The organism is Macrococcus equi (assembly GCF_047426745.1).
Taxonomy (GTDB): domain Bacteria; phylum Bacillota; class Bacilli; order Staphylococcales; family Staphylococcaceae; genus Macrococcoides; species Macrococcoides equi.
This window is the reverse complement of record NZ_CP179732.1, coordinates 414,845-439,930: the sequence shown is the minus strand read 5'-3', so window position 1 is coordinate 439,930 and position 25,086 is coordinate 414,845. Positions and strand designations below refer to the sequence as shown.

Sequence of the window (25,086 nt, the reverse complement as noted above, 5' to 3'; positions counted from 1 at the left end):
CCTCGTTTTTATATTTAATAATCTTCAAAATCCTCTGCTACGTACATTTTTTGACTAAATAATTGATAAGTGTTCTGCATTTGTTTAATTTTTGACTGTATATATTGACTGAGTGCTTGATCTGTACAATAGATAAAGCATCCTTTTTGTCCTCTTGTGAGTAAGGTTCGATATGTATTTCTAATAATATCGTCAGCTGCTTTTGTATAGTATTCTTTATCTTTTTTTATACCACTTTTGATACCGTTAAGTGATTTATCTGTTCTAGCACGTTTTGTGAAATCAGTAATGACTTTACCATCTTCAAATCTTAAATCATCTCCAATGATTACACCAACGTAATCAAACTCTAGGCCTTGTGTGGTATGGATACATCCGATTTCATGTACTGAATTTTTCCCGATTGCCCATGGTTCTTTACTAGATAAGTTCCAACTCATTTCGAAATTGAATTCTGGAATTTCTATATCTTTAACATTTGAGTTATCTTTACCTTCTTTTTTCCATTCCCAACAATATCCTGCTAACATTCTTGCTTTATTATTTATTAAATTAAGTTTTTGAATTTCTTCATACATTTGTTGTGGATTATCAAATACTCTTAAATCATAATCAAATCCTTCAAAGCCATTATCATTTGCCGTTTTTCTGATTTCAAGTAAATTATCAATCCATGCTAAATATCCATCTGAGCCATTGCATCTAAATTGTGAGTGTAATTCCATTTCTGTGATTTCACTGTTTAATTCTTCTGTATACTTTTTAATGTTATCTATTGAACCGATATCTTTTAGTGTAACTTTTTGATGTTCATCTATAAAGAAGAGTGAGAATTTGGATGAAAAGATGATTTCTTTTATTTGATTTTCACCTAGATTTGAAAATAGGCCAGATTTTGCATTTAATCGATGTGATTCATCTACTATCAAAGCATCAAATTCGCTTTCTGGTGCATTGTAGTAACTGCCACTACCTTTGAATAAGTTGTCTATTTGTGTTTTTCGATAATCACCTTTTAATTTTATTGAATATACATCCCTAGGTGCTGAGTTTTTTGTAACATATTGTACGACCATTGATCTGCGAGTTAATTCTACTAGTAAATTAATTGCTAATACTGACTTACCTGTACCTGGGCCACCTTTAACAACTAATGTTTGTCTTGTATTCGTTCTAACAGCTTTATTTGCTAGTTGTAAAGCAGTTTCATATATTAACTTTTGGTCATCAATCATAATAAACTCTTGATTACCTTTTAACATGCTAGATAAAGTATCTTGAAGGGATTTTGATGGCTTGATTTTCCCATTTTCTATTTTATAAATACCTTCTTTATTATCTCCATATTTAATATATTTTTTAATAAAATTTCTTAATTTCGCAGATTGCCCTTTTGTGAAAATAGGTGCTTTATCGACATAGAATGAATAACTTTTATCTAATAACGGGTCACCTTTTTCAATGTCAGATATATAGTTATGTAGATAAGCAGATGGTATTAGTTTTATATTTTCATTCTGTACAGTTTGGTTATAGTCTTCAATCAATGAAGCATAAGACCAAGCTTGATACGAGGGATGTGTTGTTTCAGCATAACCATGTTGGAATCTAGTACGGACGATACCTTCTTTATCAACCTTTTCAACACTATTCCATTGTTTTAATTCCACAACTACTACATTAGCATTGATATCATCTTTGCCGCTGATTAAAAAATCGACACGTTTAGATGTATAAGGGATTTTGAATTCAATTGCTACACCCGAGTCTTCAGGAATTTCAGGATCCATCATAACATTGTGCATATATTGCATTGAATTATCCCATGAACGTATTTCACGTTCATTTATATTACCAATTTTTGCTTTGTAGTTATTGATAATATTATTTACAAGTGTTTCATCATAAACATCTTTTAAGAACTCTTTCTTTGTTGCTTCATAGACTATCATTCAATCACTCCTGTAAATTTCAGTTAAAAATATTATATAATATTCTAAAAGGATGTGCAGATAATGAATAAAGAAATTATTGATTTAATCAATAAATTTAGAGCAGAAAGAAACTGGAATCAATATCATAACCCAAAAGATTTATCATTATCATTGTCGTTAGAAGCAGCTGAATTATTGGAAAATTTTCAATGGATATCAAGTGAAGAAGCTGTTGAAAAGAATAAAGAAAACATTGCAGAAGAATTAGCAGATGTATTTATCTATGGTATTCAACTAGCAGAAGAAATGGGATTTGATATTGAGGAGATAATTAGAGAGAAAGTAAAGAAGAATGGGGAGAAGTATTCCATTTAGATATTATATAATTTCTTTTAATATTGCAAAAAACTAAAAGAATAATATTTTTTATCTAAGTTTTACTTTCAAAATTATTTTGAACCAAGAATACAGTATAATTGAAATTCATAATTAGTTGTAAAATTTTTAAAATAGAGAAAGGCAAAATTTACTTATAAAAATAATTGATAATATATTGGAGTCTTTTATGCAAAAAAAGAAATTATTTATTTATAATTGTTTACTTTTATTTTTGGGAATGATATTACCATTTATTTATAGTTCTATAGAAAATCTTATTCCTAACATTTTATTAATACAACAAAAAGATATTTCAAGTTTTATAAATACTATTTTTCAAGTACAAGCTACATTAGCCACGCTCTCGTTACCAATAATTTCATTATTGCTTATTTTTTTTAATCAGCGAGTTTATGGTGTTGATATCCTTGGTTTTACTTTTCAAAATAGAAAAAAGTATTTATTTAATCTCAATGAAAAAGCAATTGCTTTATTAATATTTGTTTTAATAGAATATTTTTTTGTTGCTACATGTAATATTCAAGGCACCATTTTAATTTTAATTACAACGATAATAGAAATTATCTCAATATTATATTTCACATTAGAAATAATCACAAATATCCAAAAAGTTAAAAATAATATTCGAAACAATGTAAAAGTAAATTTAACCATTGGGATAAGACGTGATCATAATCAATTTAATGAGATTTCAAATCAACTTTTTTATGATACTAGGAAAAGAATATTAGAGAATGATATTACATTTCAAGAAAATCTAAATTTGTATATTGATATTTTATTGACTAAAAATAGTGATTACAATAAGAAAAACTTTATCAAAGTTCAAAATGAAATTAATGATATCGTTAATTTTATGGTTAATAATAATTTGTTTGAAGAAGCGGTATTGTTTATTAGAGACATATATCAAAGATTAATTACTACGAATAGTAAAACACCTCTCGTGTTAGACAAAGGATATATATCATTAATGGAGTATTTGAGGAATGCTCCTGATTCTCTGATGCTATATAGAACACCAATAAGAACGACATTAAGAAATTTGTTTGAATATGAAGAGAAAATAAATCAAAATTTATTTTTTAATAGTGTTCTTTTATTATTTTATAATTCATTGAAAGAAGATTCGAAGAGTGAAGTTAAAAGAAATATGCTTATTACCTTTTTTAGGGAATTGAATTTTATTTTACCTAAAGAGATAGGAAATAAGTATGAAAAGTCTAAGAGACTAATATATTTTGTAAAAAACTTAATTGATAATCATGAAAAAGAAGATTTAATATTATTATTAAAGTATATGGATTCATACTATAACTTAGATGAGGAGGAGAAAGGACACTTCTATCTTGCAGTAATAATTTATTATTATTATTTAATTCATTATGAAATTTTAGTAAGTAATGAGCAGAAATTTAATTTTCAATTAGACTTTGATGATCTTTTTAAATATTTAGAAGAAGTATTACCCTACCAGCTAACTGATTTTTATCCAATATTGCTGAGAGATTTATCAGATTTTGAATGGTGGGAAGAAATGAAAGGAAAAGAAGTGATGATTCATAATGTTATATTTGAATTTTTACTGTTTTTTGCCGTCGATAGAAGGTTAGGAATGTTAAATGCGATATTTACCACTAAAAAATCAGATGATTTTATCTACTTTATGAATAATAAAAATATTAAAGAAAAATATCAAAAGTATAAATTTTTTATGAAGTCGGACGAAAATTTTGATGATTTTAGAAAAAATTTATTCAATTTAGTTGAAAATAAATAGTAATTAAAATAGAGGTGAAAATCGCATGTTAGACCATATAGCGTACGTCGAAGCTTTTAAAAATGCCATCACTTTTAGGGGAAAAACAATTTGTGATTTAACTGAAGAAGTTGATTTAGTATTAAAAGAATTTTATACAACATTTCCAAAAGAAAATATTAAACATCTGACATTTGAACAATATGCACTCGGTTTGCCAAATAGTAAAGATTCATATTCTTACTGTTTAGAATTTAAAACAAGAGATAATGTTGGATCAATTTCTGGTGGAAGTGCTGAAAAGTTTGGTATTTATTATTCTAAGAAGAATAGTAAACCTGAAATTGTGAGAAAGTATAATAAAGGTTCAGTCGAAGCTTCCATGAACTATTTAGTTTCTTTACTTGAAGATTTACTATATTATGCAGAAAATGATTATTTTGATGCGATTGATAAATCGATAGTTTCTCCAAATTTGAAATTCAAGTCCTTATTCATGTATTATCCTATGAAATTTATGCCGATATTTTCTGAGGATCATTATGATTATTTACTTAAAAAGTTAGGTTTGTATAATAAATCGATTAAAGGCATAGCAAAGAAGCAAAGACAGCTAATAAATTATAAATTGAGTATTAAAGAACTAAAAGATATGTCGAATTACGAATTCGCACATTATTTATATTATTTATTTGGGGTACCAAGTTATATCAAAGGCGAAATAAAGATTAATTCACCAGGAATTTTGGCAGATAAAGCAATTCAAGACAAAACTAGAGTTGTTAAAGTAAGGGAAGTTAATACAAGTCCATCAAATAATGATTCGCATAACCAACGAAACGTTATAAAGAAAGATTATGTAAAAGAATCACTAGTTAAAATAAAAACTGGGTTTAGCGGTGAACAACTGGTGATGGATTACGAAGTGACACGTCTCAAAAAATCTGGTTACTCAACGAAAATACAACATGTTTCATTAACTGATGATTCTAAAGGATATGATATTTTATCTTTTGAAGAAGATGGATCTGAAAGATATATAGAAGTGAAATCAACAAAGAATCAAACAATGAATAAAGGTTCATTCTATATTAGTGAGAATGAAAGAAAGTGTGCTGAAGGAAAGAATTATTGGATTTATTACGTGACGGGTGTTGATGGGGACTGTCCGGTAATCAATTTAATAGAAAATCCGTTTGAAGAACAACGTTTGCAATTAACATCAGTAAGTTACAGAGCAACTTTTGAGATTGAGGAAAAAGAGTAACTAATTAAGAGGTGTATAAAATGAAAAAATCCTTAATCATCGGCTCTACAGTTTGCGATATTATGATTTATGTTGATAAGTTACCAACCACGGCTGGGGATGTTCATGTTAAAGAACAGTTAATGAGTGTCGGTGGTTGTGCATATAATGTGGCGAATGTTCTGCATCGATTGGATTTACCACATACTTTTATTTCTCCTGTTGGTACAGGAATTTATGGTGAGTTTGTAAAGTCTGAGTTATTGAAACAGGGAATGACGCCTGAAATAATGGTTGAAGCGGAAAATGGTTGTTGTTACTGTTTCGTTGAGCAATCTGGTGAGCGTACGTTTATATCGCATCATGGGGTAGAATATACATTCAATCCGGATTGGTTAAATCATTTAGACATTGATGATTTTGATTATATTTATATTTGTGGTCTGGAGATTGAAGAACGCGATGGTCCGTTGATTATTGATACATTGAATAATGTGAAAGGAACAGTTATCTTTTGTCCGGGACCTCGAGGGACTTTGATTGATAGTAAGAGATTAGAAGCGGTATATGGTCTACATCCAATTATTCATTGCAACGAAGAAGAGATTAAAGCTTTAACAAATGAACAGGATTTAGAAACAGCAATTATAAAGATGCATAACACAACGAATAACATCGTTATAACGACGCTTGGTGATAAAGGATCTTGTTTCTATGATGGTGCGTTTCACTATATTGAAGGCGTAAAGGCTAAAGTCGTTGATACGGTTGGCGCAGGAGATAGTCATATCGGTGGGGTGATAGCAGCTTTAACTATCGACTATGATTTATCAGATGCGATTCGTTTCGGAAATCATGTATCAAGTAAGATTGTTAGCCGTAATGGTGTGAATTTAAATGAAGCAGATGTTAATGAATTACGTCAGTTATTGCAAGATAGTTGAATAGGAAATATTAACCCAGCACTTTAGCTATCTTGCTTAAGTGCTTTTTACGTTGAAATCATGCGATGTTTAGCTTATACTTTATAAATAGTAATTATTACGATTTATGGAGATGAGTGAATGATTGCAATTATTGGTGGAGGTCCTACAGGAATTGGACTGGGCTATGCATTAGAGCAATTAGGTTATCAGGATTACATGATATATGAGAAAGATGAAGTCGGTGCTACTTTCTATAATTGGCCGAAAGAGACGAAACTCATTACGCCGAGTTTTAATGGTCACGGCTTTGGCTTACTTGATTTAAATGCAATTATGCCGGATAGTTCACCTGCTTATACTTTAAATCAGGAACATCTAAGTGGTGAGCTATACGGAGAATATTTAACGCAAATTGAGGAGCAGTTTGAGTTAAATGTCACTGTGGGTTGCGAAGTTCAAGAGATTATCCCTGCAGACAAAGGCATTACTTTAAAGACGACGATAGGGGATATTGAAGCGGATGCTGTGATATTAGCATGTGGGGAGTTTAATGCGCCGAAGCGTTTATTTGATTATGGAATACACTATAGTGATGTCACAACTTGGCAGGATATTGAAGGCGAACGTATTATTATTGGTAATGGCGAGAGTGCGATGGATGCTTTGATCAATTTAAATCGTCAAGGTGAGCGTGTGCTACTAATTCATCCTGATGAAAAGTTATTGCTTCATCATCATGATCCAAGTCAGACGATTAGTCCTTATACGAAGGAACGTTTACTTACGCTAAATAGTAATTTAATTCGAGTAATGAATAATAGACGTGTTGAATCTATTGATATGGATAATGAACGATTCAAAGTTGTCCTGGATAACGGGGAAACCATTATGTCTAAAAATGAACCGATTGTGTGTACTGGTTTTCATACTGTACCGCCTGTGTTTCACCATTTATTTGAAATGAAGGATGGTTTAGCTCAACTCACAGCTGTAGATCAATCGACAAAACATAACAATATTTATTTATGTGGTCCGGGTGTTAGACAATCTGATGTGATATTCTGTTTTATTTATAAGTTTAGACAACGATTCATGGTGGTGCTTGAAGACATATTAACACGTGAAGGTTTTGAGATAGATGAATCAGTCAAGCAGGATTACATCCGCCAAAATATGTATTTAACGGATTTATCATGTTGTAATGCGGAGTGTCAGTGCTGATGAAACCAGTCCTTTTGTTAGGTTTAGAATCAAGCGGAAAAACTTCTTTAGCGCAACGTTTACAAGGTTTAGATGATGTATCAGTTAATGTGAGAGGTTCTACGAAATCATATAAACAATATGCGACAAATCATTATGTCATTGTGGATACACCGGGTTTTAGAATTGGTGATGATATCGCTGTACATGATATACTGCCAAAGCATATCGCTCAGGCTGAAGAAATCTGGCTTGTTGCACGTGGCCCTCATCTATATGAAGAAATGCAGACACTTTATAAGATTATTGAGCGTTATCAATTGAAACATAAGCTGTTTAGAATCTTTATAACGTTCAAGGATAAAATGACAGAACAGCAACTTAAGCAGACGATTTATGATGAACGATTGCCTATCGAATTAGTAGATTTAAGGCATGAAACACCAACGTTATCCAATCAAGTCATGACGTATAAAGAAATGCAGCTGATACAGTTTCCGAAAGGTGATTCAAAGCCGCAACAAATACCATACTTCATACGAGTGATGATTGCAATGCTCGCTGTAATGATGATGTTTGTTGTACCGGTTTGGCTCGCTTATCAGCTGTCCAGCGTAATGGAGGGCTGGTACGATGCTTATGTGTTATCACGAATAAATACGCAGATATCATCTGTCTTTCAGCAATTATTATTTGGTCATTATGGATTATTATCGATTGGCATATTCTCTATTATCTGGGCGTTCCCAGTGGTTATTCTGTTGACGATAGCGACAGAAATCTATAATGAAATCGGCATTAAAGACTGGATTACAGATACGCTGGATCCACTCATGCGTCATATCGGTTTAACAGGCTCAGACCTATTACCAGTCATCACGGGATTTGGTTGTAATGTCGTAGCATTAAATGAAACGAAGTCATGCTTTTCATGTACAAAACAGCAATGTGTATCAATAATCGCATTCGGTTCGGCATGTTCTTATCAAATCGGCGCAACTTTATCAGTATTATCTAAGAACCATCATATGCATTTAATTATGCCGTATGTTTTTATTTTGATCGTAGGCACAATCTTTCATGCGAAGTTATTTAAAAATAACAACAAAGTACCTCGTTTAACACCGAGAAAAGTCTATTTAAAAATGCCGTCACTACGCGGTGTGATAGTCAGAAGTTTACCGAGTTTTAAAAATGTTCTTTACGCAAGCCTTACCGATATTCTTTCTTATTTGTATCATCGCAAGTGTGATGGAAGTGACAGGTCTTATCAATCATCTCAATCATTGGGTGTCACCTTTACTCGGATTAATTGGTCTTGGTAGTGATTATGCACCAGCCGTTGTTGCAAGTATGATTCGCAAAGACGGCATATTACTGTTAAATAGTATACCGCATGAATCTTTACAGGGGGATATTACGATACTAATTGCATTATTGGTATGTAGTACTTTAACACCGTGCTTAGTTACAATGATAAAAATCGGGCAAACGTTAGGGGTAAAAAATGCTTTGATATTACTTTCAAAACAAGCAACAACGACAATTATCTTAGTATGCATATTAAAAGGTATGAGTTGGTTGGTTTAATCACTGAGTATAATCACAAAAAAATTATAGTAATAAAGATAACTTAGCTGGCATAGAGTGGTATTAAAATAACATTCTAGCTGATATGAAGTCATAAAAAGAAAATCATGTGAATATGAGTTAAACGAAGCCCATCTCTGAGGTGTTTCAGATTAAATATTTTAAAGCCTCGATTAATAAAAATCTGGGCTTTTCGTATGAATTAATTTAATACTTATCCAGTAATTTTTACTAACCAATTTTTGTCCACTCTATTTGATATACTCTTCTCAAATAGGAGGGGATTTATATGAAAAAAGTTTATTCAGGGATTCAAAGTGCGATTTATAACAAAACATACGATATAGAAGAAGCAATAGCATTAAGGATGGGAAAGATTTATATTAGGGATGAGTACGTATTAATCAATAAACCGATTGAATTAACGCGCGATATTTATTTTGAAAATTGTGTTGTAATATTAGGTGAGAGTGGCAGAGTATTAATGAATGATTGTAAAATGAGATTCACTTTTTGTGATATTATTTCTTTTAATAAGCACTGCTTTTTCCATTCTGAGCGTTTTTTTGTAGATATATTTAATTCCAATATATTGAGCATGGATACTTTTATTCAAAACCCTAATGTGATTCTAAATATTTATGATTCAAAAATATTTATATTATCAGATAATGAGCACAAGATTAATCGATTATTTTTATATAATACACAAGTGTTTATTCATGTATGTCATAATCAATATAGAGTAACAGAGCCTAAATTAGCAAAGAAATTTAAGAAGAGAGATTGCTTATTTTCGTTTGTAGAACTCAACTGGCAATATATATTTAATATGTTTAATCAGGATCGTAAAATATTAGTGTTGAAAAACTCTCATTTAATGGGCTATTTAGAAATATGGTGCAACGAGCATTTTACGAATCAACTATTACAGCAGGTGAGGTAATGAATGACTAAATCATTGAAGGTACTAAAGTTATTTTATGCGTTATTGAATAAAGGTACTGTTTCCATCGATGAAGCAAAAACAATTATTGATGATAATCATCAATATTTTAATAAGTATATTAAACGATATGTGGCAACTATTGCTGAATTTACTGAAGAATTTCATGGCTTATCTATTGATATGAATGATCAGGAGATTCGTTTAGTTAGGGAGGGTTCATTAACCGGTGAATTAGTGTATACAATTTTGTTGGTACTTATAGGTTCTAAAGCATTGAGTAAAGCAGAATTAAATGAGAGTATGCACGTATTAACCTCACTACTGAATGAGGAACATAAAACACAAATTCAGTCATTATTTAATAAAATGATTGAATCATATGAAACAACTGCGATGAATCGAGATTACTTTGAGATATTATTTTCTTTAAGTAAAATGATTGAAACGAAAAACAGTGTGAAAATCGAGTATGTGAATACATTTAATGAATTTAAGACGCATGTTATATTGCCTAAACATATTGTATTTCATCATTATTATTTTTATTTAATCGGAATTAATGAACGTGGTTTTGTTACGAATATGAGAATAGATAGAATTAATCATTATGAAGCGGTAGATATCAAGGTTGATACAACTGGGTTTGAACAAGTTTCATTTACTAATTATGTCGCAAAGATGAACAATATGTATAACGGTGAGCATCATCGCGTTCAATTTCAACTGTATTATCCATTTACAGAATATATTTTTGATGAATTTCCAGATGCAAAAGTGATAAGTAAGGACTACAGTAATCATATTTACACTTTTGAAGTTGAGACATTCGGTTATGGCATCGTATATTGGTTACTTTCACAAGGGAATCGCGTAAAGGTATTATCACCTAAATCAATTGTTGATGCATACAAGAAAGAACTAAAAGAAATGTTGGATTATTATATTTAATAAAAATCATAAATGGAAAAGGGGATTAAATATGTATTTAATGCACAGGGTTTCACATCATTCAGAAGAGTTGAATCAGATGCTGAAAGAAGGATATTTACCAATAGGTTGGGGAGATATCAGAAAACATAGTGAAGAATTAGCTGATAAAATCATTAGAAAAGCGAGAGATAAAGAATTAAGTAAATATAATTTTGGTCAGTACTTTAAAGGTTTGTCTGAGGAAACAAAATTGAATTGGTTAACAGCAAGACAAGGATACTTTATTTATAACTTCCTAAATTTAAATATCGATTCAATAGTTATTGTACCTAAAGCTCAAGTATTTTCTATTTATAGAGTGATAGAAACACCTGAAGTATTTTCGGCGACAAAAACAGGTGTCGATGAAAAATATGATATTGGATTTATGGTAAAAGTTGAATTGTTATATGGAGATGTATCAAGATATGATTATTTAGACAGTACATTAAATAGCAAATTAAAATTTAGAGGAACAAATTTGGTATTTAATGATGAAGATAAAAAGTTAATAGATAACATGATTCAATCAATTGAAAACAAAACGCCTATTGATGATTTCAGTGAAACAAAAAAATCAATTTTAAAAGAGATTAATCAATATATCACAAGTATAGGACATGATAAATTTGAAAGATTAGTCGTTGCCTATTTAAAACATATTGGTGCAGATAAAGTTGTTATACCTCCAAAGAACCAAAATGGAAATAATGATGCTCGTGCAGATATAGACGTCAAAGCAGCTTTTAATAAGTTAGGCATAGTGATCTATGTTCAAGCTAAGTGTCATAAAGGAACATCAGATACTACAGGAATACAACAACTATTAGCTTATGAAAGTGAAGAGGATAGCGACTTTATCCAATTAGTACCCGTTAAATGGTTTATCACTTCTGGAGAGTTAGTTAATAATTATGAAGATCTTTTACCGGAAAAATATAAAGATAAAGCTGATGAACTTAAATATATAAAAATCATAAATGGTACAGATTTCGCAGAACTCCTATTTGATTCTGGATTTGTATTTGATTCTAAAATTTATAAGAAATAAATTTTATTGTGGTTATTTCAATGTCTAAATTTACGACTAAGAATATGCTTGGTAAATAATTATTTATATATAATATGACTCAAGTCAATTGGTGACTTGAGCTTTTTTAGTAATGTAAAAAATTTAAATATCATAAAGAATATGCTACTTATTTGAAAAGTGACAAAAATTACTATCACAAATGGTTGAATGGAAAAGAAGATTTATTAACGCTTGGGTTAATTGGTAAAGGCGATGGTCTCACAGAGGAAGCTATGCTCCCTGCATCTTATTATAATTGGAATAAAAATATAAAGAATAGTATAGAAATTAAAGATATAACTAAAGTTGATGTACTTTCAGATAAATTTAAAGATGGTTTTGTCGATAGCAATAAAAATATTATAGCTAATCATAAAATTGGTGAGAATGCTAGAAAAGTTTATGCTAATTTTAAATCATATAATAGAATGCAAACTACATATGGTGAGTTTAATGTTGGATCATATGCTGGATTTAAATCAGATAAATCATTTGAAAAAGTGACAAAGTTAATGTATACGAGTCCAGATAACGTCACATATAATGAATGGTTAAAAGTTTATGGTGAACCTGACGACTATACTTTCAAAGTTGATAAGAATATAGAACATATTTTAACCTATAATAAAGTAAACACTGGTTACAAAGTTATTGTGGGTTTTGATAGTTATAAAGGACATTTGAAATATATTATCAAAGAGAGAATTAAATAGTAATGTTTTTATTATTAATTAAAAATAAAGATAAAAGTAAGTAATCACATAATAATGGTTATTATAACAGATGTTCTAATATTTAGGCTTCTGTTTTTTATTGTTATTGACAGATCAATTATAAGAAAAAAATTATTAGAGTAGGATGTAAAAACTCAATAAGATGTCAATTTACAACATCATTGACAAATTACTCGTAAATGATTAGTATTTTATTTAATAAATACTAATTTAAGGGATGGAAAATTTAATGAAAAAAATTCTGTTATCAGGGATGATTGCTTTAACAACAGTAACAGTATTTCAACCGGTTCAAAATGAATCGGAAGCTGCACGAGTAAATAAATCAAATATTAATTATACGAGTCCATCAGTCGTGAAAAAAATTAAAAGAGGTACATTAACTTTTGATGGTGTAAAATTAGGAACAAAAGTTTCGACACTACTAAAGAATAAAGACTTTAAATATGATAGTAAACGTGAAAAGTTCAGTTTAAGAAGTTCGAGAGATTCATTGTATATGGATTTACAGGAAGATCTTCAGTTAAAGCAAAGAAAAATTAATAGAATAGAGGATGAATATCCTTCAGTAAATCAAACTTTTAGTAGAACAAAAATGTTGAAAACTTATGGGAAACCAGAAGTAACTAAAAAAATTAAGAGTGCAATTGCAGGTAGTAATACGGTTTATTATATCGACTTTTATAAAAATGTAACTTTTATTTATAACTATGATACTCAAAAAAAGATTTATTTAGACGAAGTACAATTTAAGAAATATAAAAATAAAATTGAGTTTGTGAAGTGGCAAAACTTTGTTGTTGATAATTTTTATAATATAGTTGGTTATTTAGATTACAACAGGAGTATCAATATCGATTATTGGGATAAATATTAGTTATCATGATGCATATATTAATTTTAATAATATGTTAAAAATCTAATATGTCGTCATTTTAATAATAAATATAATTTATAAAGGGGTAAAGATATGAAGAAATTATTATCTGTATTAGCTTTGAGTTCAGTTGTATTAAGTGGAATTTCAATGAATGAAGCACATGCTGCTAATATCAATTGGTTCAACAAAACAACAGCTTCAAAAGTGAAAGCTGGAAAATTCCAACCTAATGGTTTTAAAGTTGGAAGGAATTTTAGTTATTATAAAGGAAAGAAAAACTATTATGTGAGTAAAAAAAGTGGAATAATGACTAAAAATGATAGTCAAGCATATGCATATTTCCAAGCTAATAAACCTCTAAATACTAAGAAGATATCGGTTATTAGATCGCAAGTAATGTCAAATATCTCAAAGAAAACTGTGCGTAAATATTATGGCACACCTTTACTTGTAGTAAAAAATTTAGCAGCAGATGATGGTTATGCCTACGTAGAATTTTATCGTAATAGTGCATTATTCTATTACAGAAACTTAGAGTGGAATTCATATCGACTTACTGAAATTCATGTGTTAAATAACCCGAATAAAGACGTTTCTAAGAAATGGGCGAAAATTTATAAACAATACAGACCATATTTAAATAATCCTAATCCGGTTAAGTAATACGTCGATAGTAAGTTCATATTAAAGCTCGGAACATTTTCGGTTCTGAGTTTTTTTAAATTCTTATTTAACTTTTCCTTTGTTATACTGAACTTGAATACAATCATTAACCACGGAGTGATCATATGTCAGAGAAAAAATTAGATCAGATTCTAAAGAACCAGGAACGTATTGAAAAGCGACTAGAAAATATTGAAATGTTACTTGTAAATCTTGTAGCCTCTGAAGATAAGCTTGAAGGTTTGTTTGATATTGATAATATTTTAGAAACATTGGAACGTCATTATAAGAAGCTAAAGTCTGAAGTGAATATCGATAAGATTGAAGCGTATGTTGAGAAGAACAACATGAAACAAGTTCAAAATTTTGTTCGTTATGCTTTTCCGATTAAGGAAGGACTTTCTATATTAATTGATATTACATCTGAAGAAACATTTGAAGAACTGCCCATTGAAAAATATTTAGACGTAGTCATTGAGCTTGATGAGATAGAATTAAAATATGAAGACAATGATCTTTTCCAGAAGTTCTATCAATCATTACAAGAAGAAAACGAAGAAATACCCTTTTAAGTAAAGTAACTTAAAAGGGTAACCGATCTATTCATCCTTATTATGCGCAATCACCTGTGCGTTCTTGTTCGTAGCAATCTCCTTTGCTCGAGCAAGGGCGTCTTTTTTTGTCTTGAAAGTTGCTGTAGCACGTTTTGCACCTTTCGTTTTAACCTTCCATTCCTCATCTTCGAAATACACTTCAACATCATTATCAATTAAATCCGGATTTACGCTATCATTTTTCTTATGCAAAGTAATCTTCTTATGCTTTAATGTCTCTAATTCCTCATCGGTTGCATCTTTATACCAATCCTGCGCTTGTTTCGTCGCAATCGGAATTAAATCTGATTCTTGATAATCTTGTTTAAGCATCGCATTCCCAATATCAATCGCTTTCTTGCGCTCAAGCTCATCGAAATTCTTCCAGCTATTCGGATAATCATCCATCGTCCACATAATAGAACCTCCTTGAAGATATCGTTACTTATTATATAACCGAAATATGAATAAGGAATCATAGGAGATTGATATTTTAAATTACAATATTTATAAATAATTATCTTTAAATCCAATTTATATAAAATTAGATGGAATGCAATCGAGTTTTATATTATTATAAAATTGTAAAACTACTTTTAAATGATTAATGTTCAATCGTAAGTAAAACAGCAATAAAAAATATATAGATAACTAAGGAGACTTTCCATGAAAAAGATTTTATCAGGTTTAGTAGTGCTTTCTGTTGTCCTATCAGCATGTTCATCAGAACAAGAAAAAATTAAAACTAAAGCGTCATCAGAACAAAGTGAGAAGAAAGACGAGACTTCTAAGAAGACAGAATCTAAAACTACTGAAACAGCATCAAAGCAAGAAGATAGTACTGAGAAATTAACAACTGAGGAGGTAACGACAGAGGTAACTTCTGAAGAAAAGAATACGACTGAAACTGTAGAATCTGAAGATGCTATCGATGAAAAAACAAAATTAGCATTAGCATTTTTGCATGAGGATGCTGAAAAATACATCATTTCTGGTAAAGAAATTTTAACTGGAACGTTTAAGTTACAACTCCCACCAGAACCACAACTTAAAAAGTTTCACCGATTAATATTATCACCTGTGACAGACAGTACTGTTCCAGAAGGTGTGAAGGTATATCAAGTTTATCCTGGCAAATCGAACTTTATTTCATTTATTGCTTTTACGGATACAGAGACAATCATAGGTGGAACACAAAATGGTTACCGAGATATATTAAAATCTAATAATTTAATTAAATACAATACGCAGGAAATGTATGATCAAAAGAAAAATCTTAGTTCGTTGAAAGAGTTATCTAATATTGTAGAAATCGGTAATCAACCAGAATATAATGCATTTGCGCAGGAAGAGACGATGACGAATCAAACTGCCAGAGAAAGATTTTATAATGAAATAATGGCGATGGAAGGTACTAATGAATTAGACCCTCAATATGTATGGGATGATATCAAGTTGGATGGAAATAATGAGTTTTATGTGAACTATCGCAATCAGGACTTAGAGATATTAGGAACGTATAAGATAGTAAATGGAAAGATGGTTAAGGAAGAGATTAAATAAAACAAAAGGGGATACGCAATGAAAAAGTTATTACTTTCTACTATTACTGCTGGTTTACTCGTTTCAAATTTTAATTCAGCTGATGCAGTTAATCTTAAGCCTAGTGATTTAAAGATTGGGATAAACACATATGAAGCGGTACTTACTAAGAGTACGAAAGCCTTATTAGGAAACGGTTCGAGTGATAATATGATTACTTTGCAAAAGGGAAAGAAGGTTACTGTTGTAGAGCGTAAGCAGTTACACGGTTATGACTACCTTGTACTTAAAGGTAATTATGTTATCCCGCTAAATGATTCTGGTATTAAAATTATAAAACCGTTACCTGGTAAAACGAACTATAGCAAGTTCGTACTATCTAAAGACGCAAAACAAAAAATAGCAAATGCTCCAAAATCGAGTGTATATTATGATGATTATAAGCGTTATGTTATTCGTTATGATAAATTTTTATTTACTGCTTTTCAATTGTCCTATTCTGAAATAACGCTTCAGCAGCAATTTCATATGAAACCTGAAGAACGTGGTGGTTTAGGTGGGTGGGCTGAACCGACAAAGACATTTAGTGAGTGGATGAAGAATAAAGATTATAGTAGTCATAAACCACGTAATCAGTTTAAATGTTATGCAAGTGATCCGGGAACAACAGTTAATATTTTATCTAAAGCATTTATAGATGGTTATTTTTATAACAATAATAGAAGTTACGGTAAGTTTATAGTAGGTAAGAGCATTCCTGAAAATTCATTCGGTTGTAGTATGTCAGCTTCAGATGAAGGGGTATTATCACGCTTTAAAGATATTTCTGTCAAATTAACTTCTAGATTTAATCCAAAAATTAAGAGTGTCTATATCACACCAATTAAAAACTATTCATATGCACAAATAATTCAAGCTTACGGTCAGCCAAGTAGTACACGCTTTATTGCAAACGGAAGAGTTGAACATCAATTGATTTATGATTATAACAAACACAATGGCTATAAAATTATCGTCGCATTGAATAATTACAAAGGTAATGTAAAGTATCTGAGAAAAATGAACGAGTAAAAGTACAATTATATCAATAAATGTAAGCTCATTTTCTATATTGGAGAATGAGCTTATTTTAATTTGAATCTATTAAAATGATTATATTACCTTGTATTTCTTTACATAATTATTTGTATTCTCCAGACAGTATCGATAGTATAGTATTATAAATTTATTTAACTGAATTTTCACTCAATTAAACAGGGGGAGATGTAATGAATGAAAACGTAAAGAAAAAGGGATTTATGGACAAGTTCCTGGACGGTATTGAACGTGCAGGTAATAAGCTACCAGATCCAGTCGTAATCTTTATTTCATTGTGTGGCTTAATACTTATTGCTTCATGGATTGCAAGTCTATTTGGAGTAAAAGCAAAGAATCCTGCTGATGGTAAGGTTGTTAAAGCGATTAATCTACTTACACCAGATGGCGTAGCGAAGATTATTTCTGAAGCGGTACCTAACTTTGCAGCATTCCCGCCACTCGGACTTGTACTTGTTGTAATGATCGGTGTCGGTATTGCTGAAAAGACGGGATATTTCGAAACGTTAATGAAATATACGATTGAGAAGACACCTAAGAAGATTATCATTCCAATTATTATATTCGTAGGTATTATGGGGAATGCTGCTGGGGATGCGGCGACAATTGTATTACCTCCAATTGCAGCGATGGTGTTTATTCGTTTAGGATATCATCCGATTGCAGGCCTTGCGATGGCTTATGCTGCAGCACTAGGAGGATTCTCAGCGAGTTTAGTCATTGGTATGACAGATGCTTTAGCAGTGTCATTCACAGAACCAGCGACGAAGTTAATTGACGGCAGCGTTAAAGTTAATGCTGCGATGAACTATTATTTCTTATGTGCTTCTACGTTTTTATTACTTGTCGTTGCATGGTTTGTGACAAGTAAGATTGTTATTCCGAGATTTGGAAAGTATGAGGGTACATACACGGATGAAGAAACAAATGAGCATGTTGCACCACAGGAACGTAAGGCAATGATTTGGGCGAATATTAGTATCTTGTTATTGATGGGATTACTCATATTACTTACTGTACCAGAGCATGCGCTACTAAGAAATGCTAAGACAGGATCGTTAATTGATGATTCTCCGTTAATGAATGGGATTGTACCCATTATTACATTGTTATTTTTAGTACCAGGATTAATCTATGGTTATATGGCCGGAACAATGCGTTCGACACGTAAGTTCTCTGAGATGCTGGCTGAATCGATGAGTTCTATGGGTGGTTTTATCGTTATTGTTTTCTTTGCAGCTCAGATGTTAGCCTTTTTCACTTGGAGTAATTTAGGTACGATTGTGGCGATCAAAGGTGCGGCTCTATTAAAGGGGCAAAATGGTGTCGTGTTAATTTTAGGTGTACTCATTTTATCAGCATTCATTAATATGTTAATTGGAAGTGCCTCAGCGAAATGGGCTATTCTAGCGCCTATTTTAGTACCGATGCTCATGCTTTTAGGCATTCATCCAGCTTTTACGCAAGTCATTTACCGTGTAGGTGATTCGATTACGAATCCCATCACACCGATGATGCCATATTTACCGTTATTACTTTCTTATGCACAAAAGTATGATAAGAATATTGGACTAGGTACAATGATTGCAGCACTTATGCCTTACTCTATTGCATTCGGTATCTTCTGGACGTTATTACTATTAGTTTGGTACTTCCTAGGTATTCCGGTTGGTCCAGGTGGTCCAATTCATTTAGGGGGTAAGTAGTATGTGTGATTATAATGAGTATAAAGATAAGATTATTGAGATAAGACGTTATCTACATCAATATCCTGAACCTTCTTTTAAAGAGTATGAGACTGCACAATATATTAGAGAACACTTAAATCAATTAGAGCATTGTGAAGTGGTTGAACTCACTGATACTGGAACAGTAGCGGTATTCAATAAAGGTGGTAAGAAAAAGATTGGATTACGCGCAGATATAGATGCACTGCCTGTCCAGGAAGAAAGAACGGATATTGATTTTGTATCTAAGAAAGACGGATTGATGCATGCATGTGGTCATGACGGACATACTGCACTATTATTAGGGTCAGCATTTTATTTCAATGATCATATAGATGAATTAGAGAATGAGATTCACTGTATCTTTCAGCATGCAGAAGAACTGATACCTGGCGGAGCAAGAGAACTTGTGGAAACAGGTTACTTTAAAGACTTTGACTTTATCTATGGCCATCATTTATGGGCAACATTACCATTAGGACATATTGATATTAAAGAAGGACCAGCAAGTGCGAATTCAGATATTTATACAATCACGATTCAAGGGAAAGGCGGACATGCAAGCCAGCCCCATAGAAGTATCGATCCAGTGGTTATAGGAAGTCAGTTTGTAACCCAATTACAGACACTCGTTTCGCGTAGATTAGATCCATTTGACCCGGTGGTTGTCTCTAATACAGTATTCCAGGCGGGAACAACAGGTGCTGAAAATGTCATACCAGATAAAGTTCTTCTTGGAGGATCAGTTAGAACAACCACTGAGGAGAATAGACAATTTGTAAAAGAGAACATTGAAAGACTATTAGAACATCTAACCCTTGCGAATGATGCTACATACACGATTGATTATACAATTGGATATGATGCAGTATATAATGATCCAGAGCATACACAATTCATAATGAATATTGCCAAAAGAGATTACGATAATATCGTAACTGAACCACCAATGCTCGGTGGAGAAGACTTTAGTGCCTATAACAAAGTCGCACCATGTGTGTACATATTCATAGGTACAGGCAGTGAAGGTTTTGATTATCCACACCACCATCCGAAATTTGGATTAAACGAAAATGGATTTAGTATAGGCTTTGAAATGTTTGTTAAAGTGGCGAGAGAGTATAAATAAGATAAAAACTGAGAAAAAGAGTAGATATGCTCTATTTCTCAGTTTTTTCATTACCGATAAATTATATAAAATTATTAATATTTTAATAATCGAACTTCGCGAGTTCTTCCTCCATTTGTTCTTCTGTAAACATGCCTGCGTCTATCCATGATTCATACTTTTGACGCATAATATCTTTTTCAGACATGCCATTTTGCATATTAACAGAGTCTCTATAACGCTCAGCTGCATATAATTCAGTCGCTGGAGCCATAGGAATAATACCTTTATCAACTGCGTATTGATAAGCTAATGTTTTCTCTCGTTCAGTATACAGATTACTATATATAATTGTTTCAAGTTGTTGTTGAGATTGTACATCAGTTGGATTAATTTTTGAATTTTGAACTTGAGCTAATTCAGAAGTAACCAATTCCGATGTAGCTACTTCTGTTGTTACTGTTTCCGTAGTAGTTACTTCAGTTGTAGGTGATTCCGTAGTACGTTTCTCTGAATTAGTTTTTTCTTTAACATTTTTCTTTTTAACTTTTTTATTTTCAGTTGTCTTACTTTCCTCTTTTTTTAACTTTGTTTCAGCCTGTTCTTCCTTATTTGATCCACAGCCGGCCAATAATATACTGAACGTTAATACACTTACGAATAATTTTTTCATATTTAGTCTCCTGATATTCTGAATTTATAAAATAAATATATCATGAAAAAGCTGATAGTTATGATATTTTTTTTGATGTGTTATATACAATATAAAAAATGAAAAGATTTATTAAAAAATATGTATACTACTATTAAGTAATGACAGCGCCAATTGTAATCATTTTGTTGTTTATCTCATTGTTACCAGCCAATATAGTCGTCTTCGTACTTATCTATTTAGTCACTCGTTTTGATATTTTAATATCGACGTTATTGAGTGTAAACATCGTGTTCATCTTAATTATGATGCTTTTTTTGACATTACCAAGTAAATATTAATGTATTAAATTGAATTTAATCTACTGACCCTTATTATGCTCAATCACTTTTGAATCTCTGTTATCAGCAATCTCTTTAGCACGTGCAACAGCTTCTTCCTTTGTATCGAAAGTTCCTGTTGCGCGTTTTGCATTTTTAGTTTTCACTTTCCATACATCGTCTTCGAAATATACTTCGACATCATTATCAATTAAGTCCGTATTTACTGAATCATCTTTTTTATGCAATGTGATCTTCTTATGCTTTAAATTTTCAAGTTCATCGTCAGTTGCATCTTTATACCAATCCTGCGCTTGTTTCGTCGCAATCGGAATTAAATCTGATTCTTGATAACCTTGTTTAAGCATCGCATTTCCGATATCAATCGCTTTTTTACGCTCTAGCTCATCAAAGTTCTTCCAGCTATTCGGATAATCATCCATCGTCCACATGTCTATACCTCCTATAAGATTTGTTTATATTACTATAGCCGAAATAGCAATTTGCAATCATAAAGAAATATATAAAATTTTTGTATACAGTAAGTATCACGATATAGACAGTTTCTGACCAGCAAGGATTGTATAATGCTGATAAGTACATAAAACTATGAGGTGATTTCCATGAAAAAAGTTATGACAATAATACTCGCAGGATCAATGTTAGTAGGAATGACAGCATCACATGAAGCTGAAGCGGTTAAATATAAGACTTTACCATTACTAAGTAAATCAACAATCAGTAAAGCTAAAGCTGGAAAACTAACTTTAGGTGGACTTAAGCTAGGTAATTCGATTGGCTATTATAAAGGTAAAAAAGGATATACATTTAGTACTTTAAGCAATATTAAAGAAAAAACATATGATGAAGCACTAGTTTACGGAGATGTTGGAGGAGGTTACGCACACTTTACATCACACCGTCCACTTAATAAACGTTATCTTACTCAATTGACGTATTCAGCACGAGAAAATCAAGAATATAGTCCAGCTACCATCAGAAAGTACTATGGAAAACCTTTAACAACATTAAATTTTGGACCAACACTTGATGGTTCTGAAGAATTAAAAGTTGAATATTATAAGAATGTACGTTTTCAATATTTAAGAAGAATAGATTATATAACAAGAAAGCCTAAATCAGGTTATAAATTATTCCAGATGCAATTAACAAAAAGTAATACGATGAATAAAGTGAATGGCTGGAAACGAATAGATAAGAAATGGGGAATTTTTGCAGGTGGACCCGTGGTACTTCTCAAAAGTGATTGGAAGTAATCCATCTTTATTAACATATTTTTATTTCCATTCTCAGAATATATTTTAAAGAGTCGTGCTATAATAATTAAAAATAATTATTAGGAGCACAACATGAAAAAAATAACCAAGATTATTGTTCTCTCTACAGTCTTACTCACACCGCTTACGTCAATCAATCATGAAGCAAGTGCAGCTACAAAATATAATCTAACTTCAAAATCAGTTGCGGACAAAATTAAAAAAAGTACATTTGCGCCGGACGGTATCAAAATTGGAAAGAAATTAAAGGGGTATCGTTTTAAAAAAGCATACACTTTAATGCAGTCAAGTCATGGCTCTTATTCGCCACCCAACCCATCGGTTACTAAGATTGATAAAGTCACTACATTAGGAGCTGCTGGTTATTCAGATTTACAGGATAAGATTGCGTTTATGAATCGTAAAGTGAAAAGAATTGAATTATTCAGTTATAAAAATACGAATATGAATGCGATTCGTAAAGTATATAAGAAGCCGGTTCTTTCAGTGACTAGTCGCTCGAATATGGGTGGGATCGATATTGTTCAGGATCACTATAAATTTGCAACATTCGTATATACTAAATACAATAAAAAGTTAATTATGGTTCATCTTAATAATTTTAAAACAGTAGCTGAAATTAAAAAGTTTAGTAAATTGTTGAAGACTAAAGAGTATTATCCTGCTATAAAGAAAAGTGAATGGAAATAAAATATTATAGTTCAGGATATATTAACGACGATAAATAATCCCCAAAAAGTTGAATGCTAAATTCAACTTTTGGGGATTTATTTTTATACTGTTTACTTTACTTTTGAATAAATCTGAAGCGCTACTAATGTACGGTCACTTTTGTCATACAGTGCAATGTAATGACCATGTTTAGTACTATAAGAATCAAACATATAATTTTTTCCTTTGTAAAAAGTCGTGTTATAAGTTTCAAATGGATCATTTCCATAAATTTTGATGAATTCATCTTGTGTGACCTTGTGACGTTTCACTGGAATGATAATTTCGTATATCTTCTTAGATTTTGTACGGAATGCAACAGTATCTTTATTGATAGAAAGACCTGAGATTTGTTTGTTGTATCTAGAATAATTATAGTTTGGTTTATATGTGGCTTTTCGTTCTTTTTCTGTTACAGATTTAGCTAGTTTAAAGCCGTTAACAGTTAGCGTATTATTCTGTAATGCGTTTGTGAAATTTGGATCGAAAAGAAATTTATACTTTACGTGCGTATTCCCTTGTAAATGATATGGTGCAACTTCTTGAGTATTTTGTACTGTTTTTTCTTCTGCAAAGGTAGTTAAAGTTGGAAGTAGCATGAAAGCAGAAAGAGAAGCAACTATTAATTTGTTTTTCACGGTAACACTCCGTTCTAATTTGATAAGTCTATTATACACCATAAAGTAACAAATTATGTTTTTATTTCTAATATGTGTAAATCGTCATTCTACAACAATGTCATCTTCATCTTTATCTAGAATAATACGTTTCCCAACCATAGAAGAAACTATTTTTATATTTTCAAATGAACCAGCTAACGTCAACATATAATTTGGTTCGAAATTTTCTATAGGATCTTCATAAATCATTACTGGCCAAACACTATACTTTTTTCTTAAAATTTTAATAACTTTATCAAAGGTCTCAAATGTTTCATTGGCTTCATGGACAGCTTCTATTGAAATACTATAATCGCCGATATTAATAAAACCGGTAGTAAACTTTATATTCTTATAAATTTTGTTTCCAATATGTTCATATACATCTGGATTATTATAATAACTTAAGTCGTAGTGTTTTGTGAAAAACATTTTTACTCATCCTTTATGAAAGTAATGTCATTATATTGTGATTATGCATTAAGAAAGTTTTTTAAATAACACTGATTTAAAATTATTTCCGAGCTATTTTAAATATTTTTTTAACCACCTTATTTATTAATTCTCTTTTTTTAGCTTGAATTACAATAATATTATTAGACTTCACTTTAACGACTCCAGTTATTTCATTAAATGAGATAACGATTAAATCATTACGCTCTTGCTCTTTTAGTGTCAACCATGCAAAGTCTAAATCTGAATCATCAAACTCATACATACGACCGGTATATGTTTCGCCGCTTTGCAAAGTGATTTTCACCAAATCCTGTCCATAATTCCATAATGAATATTCATTGTCCAGTCGATTATCGTATTCGATGTGTGACTTAATTTCATCTAGACGCAGCTTCATCTCTTTAATCCAATCAACTTCAAAATAATCTTCTATATTTATTTCGTATCCATATGATTCCATGATTAAATTTTCAAAAGCTGTATCGATTGTTGTATGCACCAGCCATAGCTCTTGGTGTAATAATTCTTTTAAATCTACAAGCTCCTGATCATATAAATAATCATAATCTTTTTCTCGATATGCTAACAATGTTGAAAACATTTC

The 25,086-nt window shown here is 31.1% G+C and carries 27 protein-coding genes; 20 read left to right on the top strand and 7 right to left on the bottom strand.

The window, feature by feature from the left end:
- Window positions 1–14: 14 nt before the first annotated feature.
- On the bottom strand, window positions 15–1,952 hold the full coding sequence (locus ACMGE6_RS02235) for a DNA/RNA helicase domain-containing protein (RefSeq protein ID WP_414054295.1): 1,938 nt from the start codon (window positions 1,950–1,952) through the stop codon (window positions 15–17).
- 63 nt (window positions 1,953–2,015) lie between these two features.
- On the opposite strand from ACMGE6_RS02235, the gene ACMGE6_RS02230 reads away from it, so the two are divergent.
- From ACMGE6_RS02230 to ACMGE6_RS02165, 14 genes are all read left to right on the top strand, one after another.
- Window positions 2,016–2,309 carry a nucleotide pyrophosphohydrolase gene (locus ACMGE6_RS02230; RefSeq protein WP_414054294.1) on the top strand — a complete coding sequence of 98 codons (294 nt, stop codon included), beginning with the start codon at window positions 2,016–2,018 and terminating at the stop codon, window positions 2,307–2,309.
- 190 nt (window positions 2,310–2,499) lie between these two features.
- Window positions 2,500–4,113 (top strand): hypothetical protein, encoded by a 1,614-nt coding sequence (locus ACMGE6_RS02225; RefSeq protein ID WP_414054293.1) that lies wholly within the window; start codon window positions 2,500–2,502, stop codon window positions 4,111–4,113.
- Window positions 4,114–4,138: 25 nt separating this feature from the next.
- Entirely contained in the window at window positions 4,139–5,359 is a 1,221-nt protein-coding gene (locus ACMGE6_RS02220; RefSeq protein ID WP_414054292.1) for a DUF3883 domain-containing protein, read from the top strand.
- A gap of 20 nt (window positions 5,360–5,379) precedes the next feature.
- Entirely contained in the window at window positions 5,380–6,282 is a 903-nt protein-coding gene (locus ACMGE6_RS02215; RefSeq protein WP_414054291.1) for a carbohydrate kinase family protein, read from the top strand.
- Between the two features lie 120 nt (window positions 6,283–6,402).
- Window positions 6,403–7,485 (top strand): NAD(P)/FAD-dependent oxidoreductase, encoded by a 1,083-nt coding sequence (locus tag ACMGE6_RS02210; protein WP_414054290.1) that lies wholly within the window; start codon window positions 6,403–6,405, stop codon window positions 7,483–7,485.
- A complete protein-coding gene (locus ACMGE6_RS02205; RefSeq protein WP_414054289.1) occupies window positions 7,485–8,789 on the top strand; it encodes a nucleoside recognition domain-containing protein in 1,305 nt (434 codons plus the stop codon). Before ACMGE6_RS02210 ends, ACMGE6_RS02205 begins: the two co-directional genes overlap by 1 nt.
- Window positions 8,722–9,054: a hypothetical protein gene (locus ACMGE6_RS02200; protein ID WP_414054288.1), complete on the top strand. Its 333-nt coding sequence runs from the start codon at window positions 8,722–8,724 to the stop codon at window positions 9,052–9,054. The genes ACMGE6_RS02205 and ACMGE6_RS02200 overlap by 68 nt, the downstream gene beginning before the upstream one ends.
- Before the next feature lie 289 nt (window positions 9,055–9,343).
- Window positions 9,344–10,000: a hypothetical protein gene (locus ACMGE6_RS02195; protein ID WP_414054287.1), complete on the top strand. Its 657-nt coding sequence runs from the start codon at window positions 9,344–9,346 to the stop codon at window positions 9,998–10,000.
- Between the two features lie 3 nt (window positions 10,001–10,003).
- The gene (locus ACMGE6_RS02190; protein WP_414054286.1) at window positions 10,004–10,951 is read left to right on the top strand and encodes a helix-turn-helix transcriptional regulator; all 948 of its coding nucleotides are present in this window, start codon (window positions 10,004–10,006) and stop codon (window positions 10,949–10,951) included.
- Between the two features lie 31 nt (window positions 10,952–10,982).
- Window positions 10,983–12,023 carry a restriction endonuclease gene (locus ACMGE6_RS02185; protein WP_414054285.1) on the top strand — a complete coding sequence of 347 codons (1,041 nt, stop codon included), beginning with the start codon at window positions 10,983–10,985 and terminating at the stop codon, window positions 12,021–12,023.
- A gap of 152 nt (window positions 12,024–12,175) precedes the next feature.
- Window positions 12,176–12,757, top strand: a complete 582-nt coding sequence (locus ACMGE6_RS02180; RefSeq protein ID WP_414054284.1) for a hypothetical protein — start codon at window positions 12,176–12,178, stop codon at window positions 12,755–12,757.
- A gap of 250 nt (window positions 12,758–13,007) precedes the next feature.
- The gene (locus ACMGE6_RS02175) at window positions 13,008–13,655 is read left to right on the top strand and encodes a hypothetical protein (RefSeq protein WP_414054283.1); all 648 of its coding nucleotides are present in this window, start codon (window positions 13,008–13,010) and stop codon (window positions 13,653–13,655) included.
- A gap of 93 nt (window positions 13,656–13,748) precedes the next feature.
- On the top strand, window positions 13,749–14,321 hold the full coding sequence (locus tag ACMGE6_RS02170; RefSeq protein ID WP_414054282.1) for a hypothetical protein: 573 nt from the start codon (window positions 13,749–13,751) through the stop codon (window positions 14,319–14,321).
- 125 nt (window positions 14,322–14,446) lie between these two features.
- Window positions 14,447–14,893, top strand: coding sequence for a hypothetical protein (locus tag ACMGE6_RS02165; protein ID WP_414047675.1), 447 nt, complete (start codon window positions 14,447–14,449; stop codon window positions 14,891–14,893).
- A gap of 27 nt (window positions 14,894–14,920) precedes the next feature.
- Here the strand turns inward: ACMGE6_RS02165 and ACMGE6_RS02160 are convergent, their stop codons facing one another.
- Window positions 14,921–15,334 (bottom strand): DUF2188 domain-containing protein, encoded by a 414-nt coding sequence (locus ACMGE6_RS02160; RefSeq protein WP_414054820.1) that lies wholly within the window; start codon window positions 15,332–15,334, stop codon window positions 14,921–14,923.
- 246 nt (window positions 15,335–15,580) lie between these two features.
- Between ACMGE6_RS02160 and ACMGE6_RS02155 the strand changes: the two genes are divergently transcribed.
- The 4 genes from ACMGE6_RS02155 to ACMGE6_RS02140 all read left to right on the top strand — a co-directional run bounded on the left by ACMGE6_RS02155 (window position 15,581) and on the right by ACMGE6_RS02140 (window position 20,407).
- Complete coding sequence (locus tag ACMGE6_RS02155) at window positions 15,581–16,477, top strand: hypothetical protein (RefSeq protein ID WP_414054281.1); 897 nt, start codon at window positions 15,581–15,583, stop codon at window positions 16,475–16,477.
- 18 nt (window positions 16,478–16,495) lie between these two features.
- Window positions 16,496–17,527 carry a hypothetical protein gene (locus ACMGE6_RS02150; RefSeq protein ID WP_414054280.1) on the top strand — a complete coding sequence of 344 codons (1,032 nt, stop codon included), beginning with the start codon at window positions 16,496–16,498 and terminating at the stop codon, window positions 17,525–17,527.
- 197 nt (window positions 17,528–17,724) lie between these two features.
- Window positions 17,725–19,257 (top strand): AbgT family transporter, encoded by a 1,533-nt coding sequence (locus ACMGE6_RS02145; protein WP_414054279.1) that lies wholly within the window; start codon window positions 17,725–17,727, stop codon window positions 19,255–19,257.
- A 1-nt stretch (window position 19,258) separates the two neighbouring features.
- The gene (locus ACMGE6_RS02140; RefSeq protein WP_414054278.1) at window positions 19,259–20,407 is read left to right on the top strand and encodes a M20 metallopeptidase family protein; all 1,149 of its coding nucleotides are present in this window, start codon (window positions 19,259–19,261) and stop codon (window positions 20,405–20,407) included.
- Between the two features lie 82 nt (window positions 20,408–20,489).
- Here the strand turns inward: ACMGE6_RS02140 and ACMGE6_RS02135 are convergent, their stop codons facing one another.
- Entirely contained in the window at window positions 20,490–21,059 is a 570-nt protein-coding gene (locus tag ACMGE6_RS02135; protein WP_414054277.1) for a hypothetical protein, read from the bottom strand.
- 340 nt (window positions 21,060–21,399) lie between these two features.
- On the bottom strand, window positions 21,400–21,810 hold the full coding sequence (locus ACMGE6_RS02130; RefSeq protein WP_414054276.1) for a DUF2188 domain-containing protein: 411 nt from the start codon (window positions 21,808–21,810) through the stop codon (window positions 21,400–21,402).
- Between the two features lie 171 nt (window positions 21,811–21,981).
- On the opposite strand from ACMGE6_RS02130, the gene ACMGE6_RS02125 reads away from it, so the two are divergent.
- Both ACMGE6_RS02125 and ACMGE6_RS02120 read left to right on the top strand, forming a co-directional pair.
- Complete coding sequence (locus tag ACMGE6_RS02125; RefSeq protein ID WP_414054275.1) at window positions 21,982–22,635, top strand: hypothetical protein; 654 nt, start codon at window positions 21,982–21,984, stop codon at window positions 22,633–22,635.
- Between the two features lie 93 nt (window positions 22,636–22,728).
- Window positions 22,729–23,346: a hypothetical protein gene (locus ACMGE6_RS02120; RefSeq protein ID WP_414054274.1), complete on the top strand. Its 618-nt coding sequence runs from the start codon at window positions 22,729–22,731 to the stop codon at window positions 23,344–23,346.
- Between the two features lie 92 nt (window positions 23,347–23,438).
- Here the strand turns inward: ACMGE6_RS02120 and isaB are convergent, their stop codons facing one another.
- The 3 genes from isaB to ACMGE6_RS02105 all read right to left on the bottom strand — a co-directional run bounded on the left by isaB (window position 23,439) and on the right by ACMGE6_RS02105 (window position 25,083).
- Window positions 23,439–24,005, bottom strand: coding sequence for an immunodominant staphylococcal antigen IsaB family protein (gene isaB / locus ACMGE6_RS02115; protein ID WP_414054273.1), 567 nt, complete (start codon window positions 24,003–24,005; stop codon window positions 23,439–23,441).
- Window positions 24,006–24,089: 84 nt separating this feature from the next.
- A complete protein-coding gene (locus tag ACMGE6_RS02110) occupies window positions 24,090–24,458 on the bottom strand; it encodes a hypothetical protein (RefSeq protein ID WP_414054272.1) in 369 nt (122 codons plus the stop codon).
- An 82-nt stretch (window positions 24,459–24,540) separates the two neighbouring features.
- Window positions 24,541–25,083 (bottom strand): hypothetical protein, encoded by a 543-nt coding sequence (locus ACMGE6_RS02105; protein ID WP_414054271.1) that lies wholly within the window; start codon window positions 25,081–25,083, stop codon window positions 24,541–24,543.
- Window positions 25,084–25,086 lie beyond the last annotated feature (3 nt).